The sequence below is a fragment of the Halomonas sp. McD50-4 genome (assembly GCF_022348135.1).
Taxonomy (GTDB): Bacteria; Pseudomonadota; Gammaproteobacteria; order Pseudomonadales; family Halomonadaceae; genus Vreelandella; species Vreelandella piezotolerans.
Genome location: NZ_JAKRFG010000008.1, coordinates 111,269 through 125,703, shown reverse-complemented (window position 1 = coordinate 125,703; position 14,435 = coordinate 111,269). Strand labels below are relative to the sequence as shown.

Annotated in this window: 15 protein-coding genes; 10 read left to right on the top strand and 5 right to left on the bottom strand. The window is 58.4% G+C overall.

What is annotated here, in order from left to right:
* Position 1 precedes the first annotated feature (1 nt).
* The 5 genes from MHM85_RS11475 (at position 2) to MHM85_RS11455 (ending at position 3,729) form a co-directional block, all read left to right on the top strand.
* Complete coding sequence (locus tag MHM85_RS11475) at positions 2 to 988, top strand: metallophosphoesterase (RefSeq protein WP_139528459.1); 987 nt, start codon at positions 2 to 4, stop codon at positions 986 to 988.
* Positions 989 to 1,186: 198 nt separating this feature from the next.
* Positions 1,187 to 2,038, top strand: coding sequence for a rhomboid family intramembrane serine protease (locus tag MHM85_RS11470; RefSeq protein ID WP_239286060.1), 852 nt, complete (start codon positions 1,187 to 1,189; stop codon positions 2,036 to 2,038).
* Positions 2,039 to 2,079: 41 nt separating this feature from the next.
* Positions 2,080 to 2,364: a DUF1315 family protein gene (locus MHM85_RS11465; RefSeq protein ID WP_153843947.1), complete on the top strand. Its 285-nt coding sequence runs from the start codon at positions 2,080 to 2,082 to the stop codon at positions 2,362 to 2,364.
* A 46-nt stretch (positions 2,365 to 2,410) separates the two neighbouring features.
* Entirely contained in the window at positions 2,411 to 3,211 is an 801-nt protein-coding gene (locus tag MHM85_RS11460; protein ID WP_239286080.1) for a DUF2797 domain-containing protein, read from the top strand.
* Positions 3,212 to 3,303: 92 nt separating this feature from the next.
* A complete protein-coding gene (locus tag MHM85_RS11455; RefSeq protein WP_139528462.1) occupies positions 3,304 to 3,729 on the top strand; it encodes a CopD family protein in 426 nt (141 codons plus the stop codon).
* A gap of 40 nt (positions 3,730 to 3,769) precedes the next feature.
* Here the strand turns inward: MHM85_RS11455 and MHM85_RS11450 are convergent, their stop codons facing one another.
* The gene (locus MHM85_RS11450; RefSeq protein ID WP_139528463.1) at positions 3,770 to 4,231 is read right to left on the bottom strand and encodes a DUF2231 domain-containing protein; all 462 of its coding nucleotides are present in this window, start codon (positions 4,229 to 4,231) and stop codon (positions 3,770 to 3,772) included.
* A 68-nt stretch (positions 4,232 to 4,299) separates the two neighbouring features.
* Between MHM85_RS11450 and coxB the strand changes: the two genes are divergently transcribed.
* From coxB to MHM85_RS11430, 4 genes are read left to right on the top strand one after another with little or no spacing between them, the layout of a single operon-like run.
* Positions 4,300 to 5,364, top strand: a complete 1,065-nt coding sequence (gene coxB / locus MHM85_RS11445; RefSeq protein WP_239286058.1) for a cytochrome c oxidase subunit II — start codon at positions 4,300 to 4,302, stop codon at positions 5,362 to 5,364.
* Complete coding sequence (ctaD, locus tag MHM85_RS11440; protein WP_139528465.1) at positions 5,361 to 7,886, top strand: cytochrome c oxidase subunit I; 2,526 nt, start codon at positions 5,361 to 5,363, stop codon at positions 7,884 to 7,886. The genes coxB and ctaD overlap by 4 nt, the downstream gene beginning before the upstream one ends.
* 4 nt (positions 7,887 to 7,890) lie before the next feature.
* The gene (locus tag MHM85_RS11435) at positions 7,891 to 8,235 is read left to right on the top strand and encodes a hypothetical protein (protein WP_139528466.1); all 345 of its coding nucleotides are present in this window, start codon (positions 7,891 to 7,893) and stop codon (positions 8,233 to 8,235) included.
* Positions 8,226 to 10,532, top strand: a complete 2,307-nt coding sequence (locus MHM85_RS11430; protein ID WP_343218333.1) for a cation-translocating P-type ATPase — start codon at positions 8,226 to 8,228, stop codon at positions 10,530 to 10,532. The genes MHM85_RS11435 and MHM85_RS11430 overlap by 10 nt, the downstream gene beginning before the upstream one ends.
* Here the strand turns inward: MHM85_RS11430 and MHM85_RS11425 are convergent.
* Positions 10,453 to 10,746 carry a winged helix-turn-helix domain-containing protein gene (locus tag MHM85_RS11425; protein ID WP_139528467.1) on the bottom strand — a complete coding sequence of 98 codons (294 nt, stop codon included), beginning with the start codon at positions 10,744 to 10,746 and terminating at the stop codon, positions 10,453 to 10,455. The genes MHM85_RS11430 and MHM85_RS11425 overlap by 80 nt on opposite strands.
* A 38-nt stretch (positions 10,747 to 10,784) precedes the next feature.
* A complete protein-coding gene (locus tag MHM85_RS11420; RefSeq protein ID WP_239286056.1) occupies positions 10,785 to 11,864 on the bottom strand; it encodes a PA0069 family radical SAM protein in 1,080 nt (359 codons plus the stop codon).
* A 155-nt stretch (positions 11,865 to 12,019) separates the two neighbouring features.
* On the opposite strand from MHM85_RS11420, the gene MHM85_RS11415 reads away from it, so the two are divergent.
* On the top strand, positions 12,020 to 12,277 hold the full coding sequence (locus MHM85_RS11415) for an isochorismatase family protein (protein WP_239286054.1): 258 nt from the start codon (positions 12,020 to 12,022) through the stop codon (positions 12,275 to 12,277).
* Here MHM85_RS11415 and MHM85_RS11410 read toward each other — a convergent pair.
* Entirely contained in the window at positions 12,226 to 12,606 is a 381-nt protein-coding gene (locus MHM85_RS11410; RefSeq protein WP_239286052.1) for a gamma-glutamylcyclotransferase family protein, read from the bottom strand. The two genes, MHM85_RS11415 and MHM85_RS11410, sit on opposite strands and share 52 nt — an antisense overlap.
* 134 nt (positions 12,607 to 12,740) lie before the next feature.
* Positions 12,741 to 14,408, bottom strand: coding sequence for a glucose-6-phosphate isomerase (gene pgi, locus MHM85_RS11405; protein ID WP_239286050.1), 1,668 nt, complete (start codon positions 14,406 to 14,408; stop codon positions 12,741 to 12,743).
* Between the last annotated feature and the right edge of the window lie 27 nt (positions 14,409 to 14,435).

The following is a 14,435-nucleotide window of genomic DNA, read 5'->3' as shown; positions in this document are numbered from 1 at the left end:
TATGGAGGGCTATGATTTAATCGGCGATGTCCATGGCTGCGGCGCAACGCTAGCAACGCTGCTCGAGAGGTTGGGGTATCACCAGCGTAGCGGTGTCTACCGCCATCCTCGGCGCAAAGTGATCTTTTTAGGCGATCTCATCGATCGCGGACCGCGCATCCGGCTCGCCGTCACGATTGCACGACGTATGGTAGAGGCGGGCGAGGCGCACATCGTGATGGGCAATCACGAGTACAACGCGTTGGCCTATACCCACCCAGCGCCTGCCGGGAGCGGCAAGCGTTGGCTTCGCGAGCATACGCCACGCCACAACCGCATCATTCAAGATACGCTGAATCAGTACCGTGATCACACCAACGAGTGGGAGGATACGCTGGCGTGGTTCAAAACCATTCCGCTCTTTTTAGAATTGGATGGAATCCGTGTCGTGCACGCCTGCTGGGACGACGCGCTGATCCATGAGCTCAAGCAGCGCGCGCCTACAGCGCGTATGGATAGCCAGTTTTTGGTGGAGTCCACTGACCCGTCCTCTCAGGCATATCGCATCCTTGATCGACTCACCCGCGGTCCCCATATACGGTTACCGAAAGGGGTGGCGATCCATTCAGGCGATGGCTTTACCCGGCAAACTTTTCGAGCGCATTTTTGGTCAGCCAATCCACAGCAGTGGGGCGATGTGGTGTTTCAGCCTGATAACCTTCCCGGTGATTTAGAGACGCAGCCACTCAGCGAAAGCGAACGGCAGCGGCTTAGTTATTACGGCCCCGATCAGCCGCCGCTCTTCATCGGTCATTACTGGTGTGAGGGTATTCCTGCACTGCCTGCTTCCAATATCGCTTGTTTGGATTATAGCGCCGTCAAGTTTGGCCGGTTAGTGGCGTATCGTTGGAGCGGTGAAACACAGTTGAATGCTGACCATTTCGTTTGGATTCAAGTGCCTAGAGAGGAGCGGGCGCTTCCCAAGCCTTGGGAAATCGATTTTGATTGAGTATCAAGCAGAATGGTTACATAAGGTTACATAATTTTTGCAAAACGGCTGAACTAACCCTCTTGCCGGATATCAGAGTAAGTGTTCCCTTGAATGATCCCTTGCTTTTATCCGGCGGCCCCCTCCGCCGGATTTTTTTGCTTCTCCGTTGGCAACGGGCCGCAAGCTGCAAGACCACTTGGATACTAGGGAGATGCCATGCATCCCGTCATGCTCTTACCCTCGGGCGCAGATACACAAGCACTGCGCAAAGCGTTGTGGCACTACCGCATTGGTCATCGCATCACCGACGAAGCGGAGGGCCAGCTATTGTGGGTCGCCGACCCTCGCCAGCATGACGAGCTGCGGGCCGTGGTCGAGCGATGGGAGCGCGGCGAACCGCTCATTCGGGAGCAGGAGCGTCCCCGTCGACCCCGCAATACCCAACATTGGGCGGTTGTTCTGCGCCAAGTACCCATCACGGCACTCATGATCGGCGTTAGCCTTCTGATATTCGCCTTGAGTGGCGTGCTGGGCGATCTACTGGTGGTGGCCCTGACCATCGTGCCAGTGGGTATTTCCGGTGGCCAGTTGGTGTACGGTTCGTTAGCGGACACCGTGCTGGGAGGGCAGGTATGGCGTCTGCTCTCCCCCGCATTCCTGCATTTTGGTTGGATGCACCTGATATTCAATCTGATGTGGGTGTGGTACTTCGGACGGCAAATCGAGCTGCTGCAAGGCAGTAAAACGATGCTGCTCCTGCTTCTCGTCGCCGGTATCGGTGCCAACTTGGCGCAATACGTCACCGGAACGGTGCTGTTTGGCGGTATGTCCGGCGTGGTCTATGCGCTATTGGGCCATGTGTGGCTCATGTCCCGCCGTGTCCCAAACAGTGGCTTTTTCGTGCCGCAAATGCTGGTGGTCTTCATGCTGGGTTGGATGGTGTTCACCATGACCGATATCGCCAGTACCGTCGGCTTTGGCAACGTGGCCAACGAAGCTCACCTGGGTGGTCTGCTCGTGGGGCTCGCCTCAGGCTGGTATTATTCTTCTCAACGACGCAAAGCTTGATGCCACCAATTTGAACGCAGCCAAGACGTGAGGTGCTGACCGTGAGCGATATGACCTTCGATAAAATGATCAACCAAATGACGCCAGCGATTTATGAAAGTCTGAAACAGGCAGTCTCGCTACGTAAATGGCCCGATGGGCGCCGCCTGACGGCCGAGCAAACCGAGCTGTGTCTGGAAGCCGTCATGCGTTACGAAGTCGAAAACAACGTCCCGGAAGAGAGCCGCGTAGGGTACTTGGAACGGCGCACCTGCGGTGCAGGTGCGACGGGTGCCGGTGTGAGTCCCGAAATGGCGGGCCTGGGCCGGGATGCCACGCGTGACTGATCTGTTGATTCCAGATATTTCTCCGGTTAAAGGATGTCTGCAGAAAATGGCGGCGGCGCTGCCTAGCCGCCAAGACGAACCGGTGGTTTACCACCTGCGCGCAGGTGAGCATCGGGTGGCGTTGAACGAGCGTATTGGTACGCCGCTGCGCCTCTCTTGGAGTGGTGCCATTGCCTGCACTCACTGTGGGCGAGCAACCAAGAAAAGTTTTGCCCAAGGTTTCTGCTACCCTTGTTTCAAGCGACTGGCGCAGTGCGATACCTGCATCATGAAGCCAGAGACCTGCCACTATTACCAAGGCACCTGCCGTGAGCCGGAGTGGGGCGAGACGCACTGTTTTCAGCCTCATATCGTCTATCTTGCCAACTCGTCCGGACTGAAGGTGGGAATTACCCGCAAAACCCAAATGCCCACCCGCTGGTTGGATCAAGGCGCTATTCAGGCGCTGCCGATTCTCGAAGTGAATACCCGCCAGCAGTCCGGGTTTGTCGAAATGCTATTCAAAGAGGAGGTGGCCGACCGCACCAACTGGCGTGCGATGCTCAAAGGTGAGGTCGAACCACTCGATCTCCGCGCCGAACGCGACCGCTTGCTGGGCACCCTGGGTGATGGGTTGGACCAGCTACGCCGTGTACACGGCGAGGACGCCATCCGTACCTTAGATGAAGCGCCTTTGCAGTTTGAGTATCCCGTTGCGACGTTTCCGCGCAAAGTCGTATCGCATAACTTTGATAAACGGCCCCTGGTCGAAGGCATACTCCAGGGCATCAAAGGGCAGTACCTCATGCTTGATACGGGAGTGATTAATCTACGTAAATTCACGGGTTACGAAATTTCGGTCGGCTGAAAATTAGGCATTTTGCCTAGCCAGAGTGGCATCGGTTGACTAGGGTTAGTAAGTCACTACAGACACTGCCCTCGTCACGCAAGGAAGCCCCGATGCCATGGCTAAAACTGCTGCACATTGCCGCGCTGGTTATTTGGTGCGGCTCACTTCTCTATCTGCCAGCGCTGTTATTACAAGCGCTTCAGCTGCGTAAAGATGCTGGGTTTGCCCAAGGCACGCCGCCTATGCCGCGGTTTTTTTATAATTCCATTGCCACGCCTGCTGCGCTCGCTGCCATCGCCTCTGGCACGCTGTTGTTTCTTTTACACGGCTTGCTGGGCGGCTGGTTGATTCTCAAGCTGGGCGCCGTGGTGGTGATGGTGGTCGCCCATGGTTGCTTTGGCTGGCTCATCTTGCGTTTGGAAATGGGCATTTTCAAGGGCGTCAAGATGGCCAGTCTTTGCGCGCTGTTGCTGGCGGTGTTGGGCATCTTTGGCGTCCTTGGGTTTGTGCTCTCAAAACCGCTGGAATGGAGCTAACTCAATGGCAACCCCAGAGATGATAGCTGGCTTCGAGCGGCTACGATTCTACTTCCACGCCTACCGCGTGTTCATACACCAGTTGGCCGCCCAGCCATCCGGCCAGTGCAATCAGGCTTGCCGTGACCAGCGATATCGCCAAGCCCCAGGGCAGCACCGCGCTGGGTTCGTTGAAGCGCAGCAGCCAGTTCAGGGATGCCAAAGAGAGCATCACCACGGCCACGATGGCATGACTCCAACCGGTAATCAGTCGGCGGATGCGAGCGACGGTGACCAAGTCGATGATGCCCGCGACCGAGGCAACCCAGCCGCCAAACGCGCCAACGCCCGCCAGCCAAAGCCCGCCGCGCAGCCAGAACGTATCCTGGGTGTACCAGTAGGCCAAGTCGCAGGCAACCAACGCCATCAGCGCCGCCACTGGGAAGTGAATCATCACTGGATGAAGCGGATGGCCCGCCAGCGATGCGCGGCTTTTGATCGAGCGTTGGGGCGTCTGTGTCATGATCACTTCCTGTGGTTAGACAAATCAAAACAGTTTGATAGATCAACTGCATGTCAGGGAAAACGCTCATGAGGGAACGCAATAGCGCCACGTCCACCAGCATGTCGTATCGCGCCGCGCCGCGAACCCGTCAAGCGGCCTGTTGGCTAGGGCTTGGCTTGCTGTTCGGCGTTGCGGGTTGCAGCGGCGACAGCTCTATCTTAGACCCTGCAGGGCCTGCCGCAAGAGACGTTCGGTTAATTTGGTGGGTGATGCTGGTGTTTGCCACCGTTGTATTGGTCGGGGTCACCGTGGTTTGGCTATATGCTTTCAAACCGCATAACGTCGAGCGCACACCCGCCCAAGAGCGCCGTATCGCGCGGCGTTGGATCATTGGGGGTGGCCTCGTCTTGCCCATTGCCAGCATTACGGCGCTGCTGACGTTTGGCGTGCCCGCTGGGCAGCGCATGCTGCCGCTGCCGCTCGATGAACCGCCTGAAGTGATCGAAGTCATTGGCCATCAGTGGTGGTGGGAGGTGCGCTATCCCGGTGCCGAAGGGGGCGAGGTAGTCACTGCTAACCAGCTCGTCATGCCCGCCGGAGAGCCTGTGGATTTTCATGTAAGCGGCGCGGATGTGATACATGCATTTTGGGTGCCGCGCCTGGGCGGCAAAATCGACATGCTGCCGGGAAGAGTGAATAAAATTCGCCTGGAAGCCGATGAGCCCGCCGTGTTTGGTGCCCAGTGTGCCGAGCTCTGTGGAGTAGGCCATGCGCATATGCATTTATACGTTGAAGCCGTACCCCGTGACGACTTCGAGGCTTGGCTGGCGGCTCGGCAGGAAGCCACGCTAAGCGAAGTGGCAACGCGAGATTCAACTCATGACGATGCTAGAGACGCCTTTATGACCCACTGCGCGAGTTGCCATCGCGTGGCGGGCGTTAGTGAAGGCGGTGTCGGGCCAAACCTCTCGGATGTGGGAAGCCGAACAACGCTCGGTGCGGGCGCAATGGCTATGGAAGAGGGCGCGGTGAGCCAGTGGCTGCAACGCCACCAAGCGTTGAAGCCAGGTAACAAAATGCCTACCCATAACGACATCGACACGGACACCTTGGATGCCCTGGGTGCTTGGCTGGAGACCTTGACCCCATGAAAAGCGTGAATCAAGAAGCAATAGAGCAGGACCCGCAGCAGTTACACGAAGACCTGCACGATATTTGGGGCAACCCAAAGGGTTTGAAGTCGCTCACCATCGTGAACCATACGACGCTTGGCCTGCGTTTTATGATTACAGGAATGGTATTTTTCCTGATTGGCGGCATTCTCGCCATGCTAGTGCGCACCCAGCTGGCGATGCCTGACCAAAACTTCATGTCACCGGAGATCTACAACCAGGTGACCACCATGCATGGCACGGTGATGATGTTCCTGTTTGCGATCCCCATGCTGGAGGGGCTGGCGATTTATCTGATTCCGAAAATGATCGGTGCCCGGGATCTCGTATGCCCACGCCTTACTTCGCTGGGTTACTTCTGCTATCTGTTTGGCGGGATCATTCTGACGTCGAGTTTGATCATCGAGATGGCACCGTCCAGCGGCTGGTTCATGTACACGCCGCTGAGCAGTAAGGAGTTTGCACCGGATCTTGGGTCTGACTTCTGGCTGCTAGGCATTACCTTCGTGGAGATCTCGGCGCTCTCGGCGGGGGTGGAACTGGTCGTCTCTATCTTACGCACCCGCACCCAGGGCATGGCACTGCATAAGATGCCGCTGTTTGCGTGGTACATCCTCGCCATGGCGCTAATGATCGTGGTGGGCTTCCCACCGCTGATCTTGGGCAGCGTGTTGTTAGAACTCGAGCGCGCGGTCGGCATGCCGTTCTTCCAAATTGCGGGCGGCGGCGATCCAGTGTTATGGCAGCATCTTTTCTGGCTGTTTGGCCACCCAGAGGTGTACATCATCTTTCTGCCTGCTGCCGGGATCATTTCGACGCTGATTCCCGTGTTTGCCGGACGGCCCATCGTGGGGTACGGCTGGGTAGTGGCGGCAATTACCATCATGGGCTTTATCAGTTTTGGGCTGTGGGTTCACCACATGTTCACCATCGGCATACCTCAACTGGCCCAGGCGTTTTTCTCGGCGGCCAGCATGCTAGTGGCCGTGCCCACGGCGATTCAAGTCTTTGTCTGGTTGGCTACGCTCTGGCTCGGCAAACCCAAAATGAAGCTGCCCATGCTATGGGTGATGGGCTTTTTGGTCATCTTCGTGTGTGGTGGGCTTACCGGTGTCATGCTGGCGCTGGTGCCGTTCAATTGGCAGGTGCACGACACTCACTTCGTGGTGGCCCATATGCACTACGTGCTGGTAGGCGGCATGTTCTTCCCGCTGATTGCTGGGCTGTACTACTGGTTGCCGCTCTTCTCCGGGCGAATGCCTTCCGAGAACCTGGGGCGTTGGGGCTTCTGGCTGACCTTCCTAGGCTTTAATGGCACGTTTTTGATCATGCACTGGACCGGGCTGCTCGGTATGCCCCGACGGATTTACACCTATGAAGCGGGGACTGGGTGGGAAATTTTCAATTTGCTCTCGTCGGTGAGTAGTTTCGTGCTTTCAGCGGGGATTGCCATGGTGCTTCTGGATATCGCGCTACACTTCCGGTTTGGTAAGCCCGCCCAGCATAATCCCTGGAATGCCGACACGCTGGAGTGGGCGAATACCATGCCGCCCAGCGCTTATAATTTCGTCAGTCTACCCCGCGTGGAAACCCGACACCCGCTGTGGGATGACCCCAACCTACCGCATACCATGGCCGAAGGTAAGCACTCGCTGGCGGTTGCTTCACACGGCAGGCGGGAGATGTGGGGCACCGATCCGATTTCCGGCAGCGTGCGGGAAATCATTCATCTGCCTGGCAACTCCTGGTGGCCGCTGTTTGCCGCGTCGGCCCTGGCGGTGGTATGCCTTAGTCTTCTCACCCGTGTGTACCTACTGGCAGGTGTATTCGTGATCATTGCCGGTATCTTTTTGCTGCGCTGGTCTTGGGAGAACGGTGCCCACCCCAAGGCGGCACCGGATGCAGGCGTCAAACCCGGCGACCCACCGCTTCACTCGCGCACCATGGATGGCCCCGGCCTCTGGGCGATGGGGATTTTCCTGATTGCCAATGGCTCGTTCTTTCTCTCTTATCTGTTTGGTTGGTTTTATCTCTGGACCGTTTCGCCCGAGTGGCGCATGCCTGAGACGCCGCCGCTCTCACTTCTATTGATGGGGGTGGCTGGCGTGGCGGTTTTAGTCGGCAGCGCAGTGATGGAAAAACTCGTGCGTGGGCTGCGCCAGCAGCGTGATGCTGGTCTAGGCGCAGGCTTCTATCTAGCCGCTGCGTTAGGCGGACTTCAGGTGGGACTAACGGGCTGGGCGCTTTGGCAAGCCGAGCTTGCTCCTACGCAAACCTCCCATGACGCAGTGATGCTGGTCGGCCTTGTCTATGCGCTGTTCCACGGCGGTTTAGCCGTCATCTTGACCGTGCTACAAGGGCTGCGAGTGGGCTATGGCTATGTAGGCGCTCATGCGCCTTTTGAGCCTGGCGTCGTAACACTGTTGTGGCGCTATAACGTGGTCACCTTTGGTCTATTAATAGCGGCGCTAGCGGTGCTGCCCCGCGTGTTAGGAGGGTAGGGCGATGGAACGACTCAACTTTACTCATCCTATCCATTTGGCGGTGGGGCTAACGCTTTGGAGCGTTTGGTTCGTGGCCGTGTATAGCGGCCTTTCCGTGGCGTGCGCGGTCACCCCCCCTCCGCCCGAGGCGGGAGCGCTAACGCTCCTCAACGTAGGTTTGGGCGGTTTTACCCTAATCTGTGCCGCCGGGCTTGTGCTCTTGGGCTGGGGGAGCTGTCGCACGGCCAAACAGCACCAGGGGCGACAGCGCTTCCATGCGGTGGTATCCGGTTGGCTCTACCTGTTCTCGGCCTTTGGGGTGGCGTTTGCGGGGCTGCCGATCATAGGTGTGCCGCCTTGCCTGTAACCGAGGCCGAACACGTTGCTACCAAGCAAGAGGCGCCGCTCTATACGCTTCACGGTATGTGGTGCACCAGCTGTGCGCTGGCGGTGGAGGGCGCATTAGCTCGCCTTCCAGGCGTCGTGCAGGCCAGCGTTCATTATCCGACCGCAACGGTATGGGTAAACGGCACTCCCGCTGCAACGCAGTTGGCGGCGTTAGCTCCCGTGGTGACGCGGCTAGGCTATCGGCTAAGCGAGTTGGAGCCTGTGCACGATGCTCAACAGCGCCTTGCCAAAGAGAGCCGCTATTTATCGTTGCGACTTATCGTGGGCGCGGTATTGGGCATGTGGACCATGCTAGCGTCGCTATTGATTTATGCGGGCGCGCTGCCTAATGCCGCCATAGAGCTGGTCGTCGCGTGGGTGGCCGGTGCCTTCTCGCTGCCAGTAGTGGTCTATTCCGGTCTGCCGTTTTATCGAGCGGGGTGGCGCACGCTATTGGCCCAGCGCCCCGGCATGGATGTATTGGTAAGCCTGGGGGTGCTTGGTGCCATGGTGGTCTCGGTAGGGCTGCTCCTACGCGGCTCTTCCGAGGTCTATTTCGATACCGCAGTGATGCTCATCGTGCTACTTCTGGTGGGCCGGCTGGTCGAAACCCTGTGCAGGCAGCGGGGGCTCAAAGCCTTTGATGCACTAAGGCTGCCGGAGGCTGATGTCGTAGTTTGCCAAGGCGGGCAGCGCGACACGCAGCCCGTTGGGGAAGTCGCCATAGGAGCCGTGATTGAAGTACCCCCTGGTGAGCAGGTGCCCTTGGATGGCCTGCTGGACACGCCCGGCTGGCTGGATACCGCCACGCTAACCGGGGAAAGCGTGCCCCGTTATCTGCATGCCGGGCAGCGCGTCTATGCGGGCTGCCGCTATGCGGCGAGGCTAAACGCTGCGCCTTTGAAGGTGATTGTGACTGCTACCGTCGGCCAGCGGCGGATGGATAAACTGTGCGAGCAAATGCGCCGCGCCCAGGCAAAAAAGGGCGAATTGCACAAGCTGGCCGACCGCTTTGCCTCATGGCTAAGCCCCGTGGCGCTGCTGCTGGCTGTGCTGACACTTCCGCTCGGGCTGCTGATGGGCCTTGGTTTGGAAGACGCAGCCGTGCGTGCGCTGTCTGTTTTAGTAGTGGCGTGTCCCTGCGCGGTGGGGTTGGCGGTCCCGCTGGCAAGCCTCGCCGGTAGCAGCCAGGCGTTACAACAGGGCATTGCTCTGCGCGACCCTTCTGCTTTTGAAACGCTGGCCAACGTACGCGGCATTGCCTTCGATAAAACCGGCACGCTCACCCTTGGACAGCATCAGGTAGTGAATGCCGCGCTGCGCCAAAGCGAAGACCTCACGCAGTTTCGGGCGATGCTAAGCAGCGCCGTCAGTCAAAGCGAGCACCCGTTAGCCAGCGGATTGCGGGATTGGGCCAGCACGGTTGAAACAGCGGCGCCGTCCAACGTGTTTCATAACGTTCTGCATATTGAGGAGCATCCCGGCAAAGGCCAGCAAGTCACGTTTCAAAACGAAGAGCAGTGGTGGTTAGGTAGCGCCGTATGGATAGAGCAGCAGCTTGGCGCGCCCTTGCCAGATAGCGCTCATCAACCTGACAACGCCTTTGCATCGCAGGTAGTCGTGGCGGATAGCCATGGTTGGCTCGCCACGCTCTACTGTGCCGACCAGCCGGTGAGCGATGCGACAGCGAGCCTTGCCGAATTAAAGCGCTCAGGGTACATCGTGGCGCTGATCAGCGGCGACCGCCAGGGCCCGGTGGGCTGGCTTGGCCAGCAGGTAGGGTTAGCAAACAATGCGTGCTACGCCCAGCGTTCGCCGGAAGCCAAAGCGGCACTGCTCAAAGCGCTGCCATCGCCCACGCTCTATGTGGGCGACGGGGTGAACGATACCTTGAGCCTTGCCGAAGCCGGGGTAGGCGTCGTCCCCATGCAAGCCAGCGACGCCGCCCGTGAAGGTGCCGCCGCGCAGCTGCTTCGGCCAGGGGTGAGTGGTGTAGTGTGTTTACTCTCGTTGGCTAAGCGCACACGCCGAGTCATGATGCAGAACCTAGTATTTTCGGCACTCTATAACACGCTGGCGCTGGGGCTGGTGATCATCATGGCGGTTCCGCCCTTAGCCGCCGTGCTGGCGATGGCGGCAAGCTCGTTCAGCGTGACGTTAAATGCAGCGCGACTTGCATGGTCAGAGCCTAGCAAGACTAGCGATATCCCAGCGCCTGACCCAAACGCTCCGCATTCGACGTCACCCACTGCGGGTCAATCGCTCCCCACTGTTTAATGGTGTAGTGGCCAATGTTGTGGCGTTCGCCGTCGCTTTTTTCGAACACGCACTCGATATCCAGTTCCCCTAGCGATGTAATGGTGTCCTGTGCGGTGCGTCTGGGCATGCCGGTGGCTTCCATCAGGGCGGGCACGCTGGCCACGCCTTGCTCGATCAAATGAGCCACGTAAAGGCGGCGGTAAAAACTGGATTTCGTTTTGCTAAGCGACATGGAGATAACGTCTTCTTAGTGATGGGTATTCCAGCAGTCTAATCAAATAAATTCCCCTGCGCCCGGGGCGGACGAAAATTACGGGTATTCAACCCCTGATCGGTGCGGGCCTGCATGTTCCACTGGCGGCTAGCACGCTGAAACCGCTGGGCAATCAAATCGGCGAATACCCCTTCGCCTCGAAAGCGCTTCCCAAAGGCCGCCTCGTAGGTTTTACCGCCCCGACACTGGCGCATCAAACTCATTACCTTAGCGGCGCGCTCGGGGTAGTGGGCCTCTAGCCACGCCTCGAATAGCGGCGCGACCTCGTGGGGTAGCCGCAGCAGCATCCAAGTGGCAGTGCGTGCTCCGGCACGGCTCGCGGCTTCCAGAATGCGTTCGATCTCATGGTCGGTCAGGCCAGGAATGATGGGGGATACCAGCGTGCCCACCGGAATTCCCGCTGTATTAAGCTCACGAATCACTTTAAAACGCGCCTGGGGCGATGCCGCACGGGGTTCCAGCGTGCGCTTGAGGTTAGCGTCCAGGCTGGTCAAACTCACGAACACCCGCACCAAGCGATGCTCCGCCATTTCTGCCAGTAGATCGATATCCCGCAAAATCAGCGTGCTTTTCGTCACTAGCGTGACCGGGTGTCGGCACGCCAGCAGAAACTCCAGCAGGCGGCGCGTGGTTTGGTAAGTGGCTTCCAGCGGCTGGTAGCAGTCGGTATTGCCAGAAAGGTTAATGGGACGGCAAACGTAGTGAGGGTGGCAAAGCTCCTCTTTTAAATGCTCCACCAACCCGCTGCGGGCGATCAGCTTGGTCTCGAAATCCAGCCCCGGCGATAAATCCCAATAAGCGTGGGAAGGGCGGGCGTAGCAGTACACGCAGCCATGCTCACAGCCACGGTAAGGGTTGAGCGAGCGGTCGAAGGGCAGGTCGGGCGACTGGTTCCAAGAGAGCGCGCTTTTGCTGGGCTCTTCACGCACTTCCGTTGCCAGCGAGGTGGCGGCCTCTTCCTGCCACCAGCCGTCATCCTCCGCCACGCTGTGGGTAGGGGCAAAACGGTTATGCGGGTCGTAGGTAGCACCGCGCCCTTTATGCACGGTAGTGCGAGAGAGGTCCAAAGATGTCATCTGCCACCTCGTACGTAGCATTGAAATATATGTTCATGCATACAGTATATGAGGTTTTCTCAGCACCGCAACCAAGCGGGCAGTACAGCCACGACAGCGCTGATGGTATTTTGGAAGAAGAGGATGACTTACTGGGATGACGTCAGGGAGAAAGCATGTCCGCGACGACGCATCAGCGTGTAGCGCTGATCATTATCGACATGCAGCAAGGCATGGCGACGGAGGAGGCGGGAGAGCGCAATAACCCGCAAGCAGAAGCCAATATTCAGCGATTGCTGACCGTTTGGCGGCACCGCGATGAGCACGTCGTGCATGTGCGTCATCTTTCCCGCTTACCTAGCTCGCCGTTTTGTAGGTCGTTCTACCACTCTCCGCTCTTGATCAGCCGCGTCGCCTCAACCGTTGGGTTGTAGATATAGCACCAGGCATCGCCATACTGTGTTGCCAGTACCGTCCGATCGTATACGCCTTCTGTGGGGGCCAGGGGCAGGTAATCTTCCAATTCATCGAGCCGCGCTAATCGCTCGGCGTCGATGGCGTACACTTCCACGCTCACACCTGCAGACGGCGTGAGCTTGGCGCCTGGGTAGGGGCCAAGATCGTAAAGCGTGATCCCCGTTAAACGGTCGTGGCCCAGCATGTCAGCGCCGTTTAACCAATGATGATTGCGATGGCCGCGCTTTAACGTGCCGTATACCGCGACTCGCGGGCAGCGCTGGATGGCTTGGTGAAGATGCTGCATGGGTTCACCTTTTCACACTATTCAATAAGCTAAGACGACACGCCGATTTTCGACGGGTGAGCGCCATTCCATAGGCGTTGACCTAAGAGCGCCCTGGCCGCTTGCCAAGGCGCTGTGTCGACTTACCTTTTAACCTAACGCTTTTTCCGCGCCGGTTTTTTATCACTGCTCGCGGGCTCGGCGCTATCGGCTTTGCGCGCGCTGCTGGGGAAGTGGGCACGCACCAGCTCCAAAAGCCCTTGGGTAGACGCGTCGAAGTCGGCGGCGTTGGCGTCGATGCGCTCGCTGATTTCACCGGCGATGCGCTTGCCTAGCTGTACGCCCCACTGGTCGAACGAGTTAATGTTCCAAATCACGCCCTGTACGAACACCTTATGTTCGTAGAGCGCAATCAGCGCGCCCAGGTTTTTCGGCGTTAGCTCGTCGAGCAGCAGGGTGCTGGAGGGGCGGTTACCGGGGCAGCTGTAGGGATCGAGCTGGCTCAGCTCTTTGCTGTCGCCTTGGCTGCCTTCCATAAAGGCGTTGGCTTGGGCCAGCATATTGGTCAGCAGGGCGAAGTGGTGGTCTTCCACGCCCGGTTCCGGCTTGAGCGAAGCGATAAAATCGATGGGCACATAGCGCGTGCCCTGGTGCAGCAGCTGGAAGAAGGCGTGCTGGCCGTTGGAGCCGGTTTGGCCCCATACAATCGGGCCGGTTTTGTAGTTCACCGGGTGGCCGAAAATATCCACCGACTTACCGTTGGACTCCATGTCCAGCTGCTGCAGGAAAGAAGGCAACTGGTTCAGCGCTTGGTCGTAGGGCACGATGGCCTGGGTTTCCGCGCCAATGAAGTTGATGTACCAAATGCCGATCAGCGCCATCAGTACCGGCATGTTCTGAGCGAAAGGCGCTTCGATGAAGTGGCGGTCCATCTCATGGGCGCCTTCCAGCAGCTCGATAAAGCCTTCGAAGCCAATCGAGAGCGCAATGGGTAGGCCAATGGACGACCACATGGAGTAACGTCCGCCCACCCAGGCCCAAAACTCGAACACGTTCTCTTCGCGAATGCCGAACTCCATGGCCGCTTTGCGGTTGGTGGAAGCGGCAATGAAGTGCGCGCCCACGTCCGCGTCTTCTCCCGCGTTTTCCAGGAACCAGCGCCGCGCAGTCTTGGCGTTGAGCAGGGTTTCCTGGGTGGAGAAGGTCTTGGTCGAGACGATGAACAGTGTGGTGGCGGGGTCGAGTCGTGAGAGCACTTTTTGAATATGGGTGCCGTCCACGTTGGACACGAAGTGGAAGTGCAGCTCGGGGTGGCGATACTTCAACAGCGCACGCACTGCCATGTTGGGGCCGAGATCCGAACCGCCAATGCCGATATTGACCACGTCTTTGATGCGCTGGCCGTTATAGCCTTTCCACTCGCCGCTGCGCACCGCTTCGGAGAACAGTTTGATCTGCTCACGGGTTCTGGTGATTTCTGGCATCACGTCTTCGCCGTCCACATACACCGGCTCATCGCCCAAATGGCGTAGGGCGGTGTGGAGTACCGGACGGTTCTCGGTCACGTTGATAATGTCGCCAGAGAACATCTGGGCGCGGCGCTGCACCAGGGCGGAGTGGTCGGCCAGCTCGATCAGTTTGGCCAGCACCTCGTCCGATACCTGATGCTTGGAGTAATCCAAAAAGAGGCCGCCGACGCGCAGGCTCATTTTTTCAAAGCGCTGCGGATCATTCGTAAAGTAGTCACGAATACGGTCATTGGCGGTTTTATCGCGCAGGCGCTCTAGGGCCTGCCAAGTAACGCTGCGAGTGAGTTGAAACATAAAGGGCGGTCCTGTTGTTTTTACATC

Bases quoted from the DNA above. Each gene is read 5' to 3' on its own strand.
- MHM85_RS11470 (WP_239286060.1), top strand. From the start codon at position 1,187: ATGCATCCCGTCATGCTCTTACCCTCGGGCGCAGATACACAAGCACTG.
- ctaD (WP_139528465.1), top strand. From the start codon at position 5,361: ATGAAAAGCGTGAATCAAGAAGCAATAGAGCAGGACCCGCAGCAGTTA.
- MHM85_RS11410 (WP_239286052.1), bottom strand. From the start codon at position 12,606: ATGCAGCATCTTCACCAAGCCATCCAGCGCTGCCCGCGAGTCGCGGTA.
- MHM85_RS11460 (WP_239286080.1), top strand. From the start codon at position 2,411: ATGGCGGCGGCGCTGCCTAGCCGCCAAGACGAACCGGTGGTTTACCAC.
- MHM85_RS11415 (WP_239286054.1), top strand. From the start codon at position 12,020: ATGTCCGCGACGACGCATCAGCGTGTAGCGCTGATCATTATCGACATG.
- MHM85_RS11450 (WP_139528463.1), bottom strand. From the start codon at position 4,231: ATGACACAGACGCCCCAACGCTCGATCAAAAGCCGCGCATCGCTGGCG.
- MHM85_RS11475 (WP_139528459.1), top strand. From the start codon at position 2: ATGGAGGGCTATGATTTAATCGGCGATGTCCATGGCTGCGGCGCAACG.
- pgi (WP_239286050.1), bottom strand. From the start codon at position 14,408: ATGTTTCAACTCACTCGCAGCGTTACTTGGCAGGCCCTAGAGCGCCTG.
- MHM85_RS11425 (WP_139528467.1), bottom strand. From the start codon at position 10,746: ATGTCGCTTAGCAAAACGAAATCCAGTTTTTACCGCCGCCTTTACGTG.
- coxB (WP_239286058.1), top strand. From the start codon at position 4,300: ATGAGGGAACGCAATAGCGCCACGTCCACCAGCATGTCGTATCGCGCC.
- MHM85_RS11435 (WP_139528466.1), top strand. From the start codon at position 7,891: ATGGAACGACTCAACTTTACTCATCCTATCCATTTGGCGGTGGGGCTA.
- MHM85_RS11420 (WP_239286056.1), bottom strand. From the start codon at position 11,864: ATGACATCTTTGGACCTCTCTCGCACTACCGTGCATAAAGGGCGCGGT.
- MHM85_RS11455 (WP_139528462.1), top strand. From the start codon at position 3,304: ATGCCATGGCTAAAACTGCTGCACATTGCCGCGCTGGTTATTTGGTGC.